Genomic DNA, 5329 nt, shown 5'->3' on the forward strand with positions numbered 1-5329 from the left:
ACACCAATACGGACGGAATGGCGGCACAGACCATTGTAAGTACCGGTGTTGCCCTTTGTGGTCAGGACAAGCCTACGCAGGATATGGCACTCTATACCCGTGTCATATTCTTGGCGTTCTCCAAGACCTCATTCAATCAAGTGGAGAAAAGGAACTATGAAGATTTGGTCGCGCTCTGTAACATGGGGCTGACTCATTTAACCATTGAGATATTGAATCATCGGGAACTGTTCGAGAAGAACTTTGCTGAAATCTATTCCATTACCAAGAAGGAACTGGCCACAAAGTTTGAGAATGAGAGCATCCATGACCGTATTTTCGGAAACTGGGTCATTCCATTGGCTGCTTACCGTACTTTGGAAACAGTACTGGATGTCCCGTTCAGTTATGCCGATCTGTTTGAAACGGCGGTCAAAGGCATACGAAGCCAAAACGAATTAGCGCAAGAAAGTTCCGAAGTAGCCGACTTTTGGAGTATGCTGCAAGGATTCCAGACTTCAGGGAAATGTGTGGATAAGGCGCATTACCGCATCCGCTATATGAAATCCTTCCGTCCAATCTCAGTCAAGGAAGATATTGAGTTCAAAGAGGCACGTCCAATCCTCTATTTGAATATGGCGGCAGTGGCGTCCTTGTTCAATAGCCGGAATATGAACGCCACCGCAAACCGTTCCAACTGGTCCACTATCACTTCATATCTGAAATCCCATTCGTCATTTCTTGGACTAAAGCAGGATAGGTTTACCATCTTGTTACCCAGCGGTCTGCCCGACTATTCATTTGAGATGGTTAACAATGAGCAGGTCAAGAAGGTCAAAGTAAACCGACCGAAGGCGTTATGTTTTGACTATCTGCAATTAAAGGAAGCGTTTGGATTGGAATTGGAAACGGAAATCATTTCCGACAAACAAGAAGTTATGGAAGATAATCTTACGGGGCAGGAACCGTCAAATGTACAGATACAGGGCTTTCCATCACAGCGAGATTTACCTTTATAGCATTTAGAAATCATGAAAAATTAGACAAGGCAAAAGCAATAATCGTATTTAAGAAGATATAACTTGTGTAAAACAAAGGAAAGCTCAACATATATGCTTGATTTTGTTGTTTCTTTTGTAATTTTGCACTTAAATAGCACGGAATCAATGACAGAAGAACAATTTATAAAACTTTCCCAAAAAGGAGAAGGTACTCAAATCGAATATAAAACTTGTACAGAACAGGTCTCAGAATCTTTGTACGAGACAGTATGCTCATTTTTGAATCATAGTGGAGGGCAAATCCTTGTTGGAGTAAAGGACGATGGAGAGATTATCGGTGTCAATCCGGACAAAGCGGAAAAACTTAAAGCAAATATCATTACTTCCATAAAGAATAAGGATTTGTTCATGCCTTGTCCATACTTTACTCCGGGAATAATGGAAGTCAATAATAAGACAGTCCTTCTTCTTGACATACCTTGCGGACAATATGTATATCGTTATAATGACAGGTTTTGGGACAGGAACGGAGATGCGGACATTGACGTGACAGACCATCCTGAATTATTACTATCCCTATTTGAGCGGAAGAATCCCCATTTGTTTGAAGAAAGGATTGTGAAGGACTTAACGATGGATAATCTCGACCATGAAACATTCCAATTTTGCCGCAACATACTCGCCGTGATTAAGCCGGGGCATCCCTGGTTGCAACTGACTGATGAAGAGATATTGGTTCATACTCATATAGCCAAGAAGAATTCAATTTCCGGTGAACTCGAATTGAAATATGCCGCACTTATATTGTTTGGAAAAGAAGAAGCAATAGAAGACTTCATGCCACGCTATCGCTTTGAAGCCTTATTCCATATGTGTACCTATGAACAATATAACGATATGACGCAATTTCCCAATCGGTATGATGACCGAAGAACCATGCGTTGTAATCTTATCAAAGTGTATGACCAGCTGACTCAATTTACAGAACGCTATCTTCCTGACAAATTCTATTTACCATCCGGTTCTACCAGGCGTGAGGATATTCGTTGGGATTTGTTCCGTGAAATAATCGCCAACTTATGCGTACATGCTGATTTCAGTACAGGGTACGCTTGCTTTTTCCATGTTTTCAAAGACCGGGTAGTTACCAAGAATCCTACCCGATTATCTCCTGAGAATCCTGAAGGCGAGCTTACATTACAGCAGTTGAACAACTATACAAAGAACCCTCTTCTTGTGCGCGTGTTCCATGAACTTTCATGGGTAGAAGACATGGGGTCAGGCACTCGCAATATCTTACGCTATGCCCCTTTATATTATCCAGATTATAAGGTGGAAATTAATAACGGTTCGCAATTCATTTTCTCTATCACATATATGGAAGCGACATCAAAGGAAGGAGAAAATGGCATCCAAACCGAGAAAATGGCACTCAAAATTGGAGAAAATGGCACCCAAACCGAGAAAATGGCACTCAAAATTGGAGAAAATGGCACCCAAACCGAGAAAATGGCACTCAAAAAATCTGATGAATTAAAAGATGATGAGTTGCAAATATCTTTGAATGACACCCATGAAAACAAAAAAGCTGTTATAAAAAAGCGCAAACGTCAACAAGGAATCATTAGTTTAATAAAGCAAGACCAGTTTATTACAGCAGAAGAGATAGCGGAAAAACTTGACGCCGGTTTAAGAACAATCCGTCGAGACCTTGAAGACTTAAAGGATTTAATTGAATATGAAGGGTCTGCGAAAGGAGGGCATTGGAAATTTTTGAAGTAATATTTCACATACAAGAATTTTCACCGTTGGGATTAACGGTTCTATAAATACAAAAGGGGCGGTTAGCCCCTTTTGCCGTAAATATTGACCACATTCATTTTCATCCTCTCGGCTTTCCTAACCGTATAAAACGTGCCGCCTTTGGGCTTGCCATCATAGTATGCAATCACACTGCAAGAATGTGAAAGCATATAATCGTTCCGTCTAAGCAAACAACCACGGAAATAGTCCTTGCTTAATGTAACAACCTTATTCGCTTGGGAAAGTATTCGGTGATACCGTTCCTGTTCAGAAGAAGTCCATCGGGAACTCTGTCCTGAAAACGGAACAACGGCAATCAACTGAATATCGGAAAACTTGTCTTTGAGCGACAATACGACCTCTGCCGCCATCAGGTCAAACCCTAATGCCATGCCACAATAGAAACAAGTTATACCTGACTTGTAAGCAAGAGCCACAACTGTTGTCAACTGTGTCCTTACTTCCTCTTGTCGGATGAAGGGGATAATCCGATGACCTGTAAAGGTGATGGACTTTTCCTTTTCTAAATACAATACCTTTTCCATCAGCTTCTTACTCTGTAATGGGTTCGTGCCAAGAAAATACCGCCAAGTACATTCGCTCCGAAACTTTCAAGCTGGCAGGCATAAAGGGCGTAACTCGTTCCACGAGTGATTACATCATCATACACCAAGACGGTCTTTCCGTCAAACCACTTCTCATCAAACTCCAAAATGCTGACCTTTCGGATTTCCTTTTCCGTCTTTCGGTGTTCATGGATAGATAGCCGTTCACCACATACCTTCACGTGGTCATAACCGTTTATCGCTCCGGTCAGTTCACACACTCTTTCGCAAAATGCCTTGTATCGGATTTCATTCTTCTTGTCCGTAGATGCCGGAACTGGAGAGAATACGATGTTTATACACGCTCCACCATATCGTTCTTTCATACTCGATGCAGTCATTTGGGCTACTTTCTCGTAAGCCTTTCCATCCTTGAAGGCATAAACAAGGTCTCTGTCGGCTATTTCTTTCTCGCCCACATTCTGAATACGTTTAGGGAAATACTTGCAGAACCAAACCTGGGGCTTGTCCAACTGCTTTTTGATGTTCTCGTCAATCTGTGCCATACGCTTTGAATTATTTTCCCTTTTGTTTCAAGCTTTTCGGCTTGCCCAAGGGATATTTTTTGCTTTTCAAGCGTGTTGGCAGGCAATAAGGCAAATGAGGGAACGGTAAATACGCTCAACCCGTTTGAGGAAGATTTGCCATTCCCGGTTTGACGTTTGGTAATGCCGACAAGAACCTTTGCAAAAGAATATCCGCAGAGGTAAGCCGGACAGAATCGTATGGGAAAGTGCCCCACTCCATAGTAGGATGGTTGTAGGAACATTTGACCGAACTTTTGGATGAAATGGCCGTAAGCCGAGATATGCAAGTACCGTAGCGAAGTCTCGATCCACCTGCATGTCTCAGCAGATGGTCTTTTTCATGTTCGGTCTAAAGCAGACTGTCATTCTTGGCAAATAGCAACCCGTTGCCATGTGGCAAGAATGTCTGTATGCCAGTATTTTCCAAATATCATCTTACAGATACTCCTTCCATTGTATTGTTTCAACGAATGAATCCCCATATTACAGACTTATCCTTAGTGCATTTTCAAAATATAATATGCACATATTTCACGGTTGACAGCGTTGACAAAGCATAAAGTACATGGTATCAACGACTTCATATAAAATTAATGTGTTGACAAACGTTGACAAACGTAGCCACTTTTTCCATTCCCCTTAAAATCCGGTGCCAAATGTTGACAAAACCGGGTACATATATATTTTATTCTTTTATCAACTAAAAAGTATAATATATTGTATAACAATTGCTTCCCAATCGCATTTTTACGGCTGACAGGCTTTGGCTCCTTTGTCAACGCTGTCAACCCTCAAATATATATCCTTCTCATTCTCGCAAAAAACATCGCTTGTTTTCACCCTCGTTTCCCTTGGTGATTCATTCCGCATAGTTGCCACTCCTACATATTCCCGACAAATCCACACAAATCATTGGTATTCCAATATTTAACGTATTGCCAAATTACCTGTAAGGTTGTAACTTTCACGTCAAAACAATCTCAAATTATGGGTTCACACACAATTTTAATGGGAATTATCCCGGATAGGCTCTACACGGTCAATGAAGCAGCTCGCTATCTTTGTGTCCATCGCTGCACCATTTATGCTTACATCAACCATCAGGAAAAGCCCCTGCCTTTTGTCAGGCAACAAAGTAATATGCGGATTTTGTTTCAAGGTTGCGACTTGACAGCATATAAGGCGAGCGGTCTCCCAAAGAAGGGGCGAAAACGGAAAGGTGGCATACAATAATAATCAAGTCAGCCGTAGCACTATCACCACGACTGACTGATAACTCATTCTAAGTACATGACAAAAATTTGAATACATCGAATTTGGGTGTGTATGTCGGTCGGAAAAGTACGTTTGAGATTTCCTCAAGACCATACTTGACCAATGACTTAGCCCTTCGTCCATGCTTCAGGATTTTTAT

Annotated in this window: 4 protein-coding genes and 2 pseudogenes; 3 read left to right on the plus strand and 3 right to left on the minus strand. The window is 41.5% G+C overall.

Annotation, left to right across the window (positions count from 1 at the left end):
- Together Q0Z70_RS12890 and Q0Z70_RS12895 are read left to right on the plus strand one after the other, a co-directional pair.
- Positions 1 to 998: pseudogene (locus Q0Z70_RS12890) on the plus strand (DNA primase); the annotation flags it as partial.
- A gap of 93 nt (positions 999 to 1091) precedes the next feature.
- A complete protein-coding gene (locus Q0Z70_RS12895) occupies positions 1092 to 2762 on the plus strand; it encodes an RNA-binding domain-containing protein (RefSeq protein WP_298075147.1) in 1671 nt (556 codons plus the stop codon).
- Positions 2763 to 2824: 62 nt separating this feature from the next.
- Here the strand turns inward: Q0Z70_RS12895 and Q0Z70_RS12900 are convergent, their stop codons facing one another.
- Both Q0Z70_RS12900 and Q0Z70_RS12905 read right to left on the minus strand, forming a co-directional pair.
- Entirely contained in the window at positions 2825 to 3328 is a 504-nt protein-coding gene (locus Q0Z70_RS12900; protein WP_008668813.1) for an SLOG family protein, read from the minus strand.
- Positions 3328 to 3894, minus strand: a complete 567-nt coding sequence (locus tag Q0Z70_RS12905; protein ID WP_298075148.1) for a ribonucleotide-diphosphate reductase subunit alpha — start codon at positions 3892 to 3894, stop codon at positions 3328 to 3330. Before Q0Z70_RS12905 ends, Q0Z70_RS12900 begins: the two co-directional genes overlap by 1 nt.
- Positions 3895 to 4923: 1029 nt before the next feature.
- Between Q0Z70_RS12905 and Q0Z70_RS12910 the strand changes: the two genes are divergently transcribed.
- Positions 4924 to 5148: a helix-turn-helix domain-containing protein gene (locus Q0Z70_RS12910; RefSeq protein ID WP_121766988.1), complete on the plus strand. Its 225-nt coding sequence runs from the start codon at positions 4924 to 4926 to the stop codon at positions 5146 to 5148.
- A 49-nt stretch (positions 5149 to 5197) separates the two neighbouring features.
- Here the strand turns inward: Q0Z70_RS12910 and Q0Z70_RS12915 are convergent.
- Positions 5198 to 5329: pseudogene (locus Q0Z70_RS12915) on the minus strand (IS4 family transposase); the annotation flags it as partial.

Source organism: uncultured Bacteroides sp. (genome assembly GCF_947632445.1).
Classification (GTDB): Bacteria; Bacteroidota; Bacteroidia; order Bacteroidales; family Bacteroidaceae; genus Bacteroides.